The sequence below is a fragment of the Xenorhabdus bovienii genome (assembly GCF_024721015.1).
GTDB classification, from domain to species: Bacteria; Pseudomonadota; Gammaproteobacteria; order Enterobacterales; family Enterobacteriaceae; genus Xenorhabdus; species Xenorhabdus bovienii.
The window spans coordinates 1-266 of the sequence record NZ_JANAIF010000425.1 but is presented as its reverse complement, the minus strand read 5'-3'; the positions used below and the strand labels follow the sequence as shown (position 1 = coordinate 266).

Annotated in this window: 1 protein-coding gene; it reads right to left on the bottom strand. The window is 56.4% G+C overall.

Annotated features, from left to right (window positions below):
• A partial coding sequence (locus NXS07_RS21260; RefSeq protein WP_258087666.1) for an ATP-binding protein occupies nucleotides 1-266 on the bottom strand: 266 nt, incomplete at both ends.

Below are 266 nucleotides of genomic sequence, written 5' to 3'. Positions count from 1 at the left end.
ACACTTTCCGCACCTATCTCCCCTCCCATCAGGGTAACCAGATGCTTGGCGATGCCCAGGCCCAGGCCGGTACCTTCGGCGCTATCGATATCCTCAAGCCGTACGAAATCATCAAAAATACGCGGCAGATTCTGTTCGGCTATGCCAATGCCGGTATCGCTGATCTGAAATTCGACCTCGTCAAGCGGTGCGCCGGGTGCGCCAAGGCGTGTTGCTTCGATGGTGACCTGACCATTGCGGGTGAATTTGACAGCGTTGGACAGCAG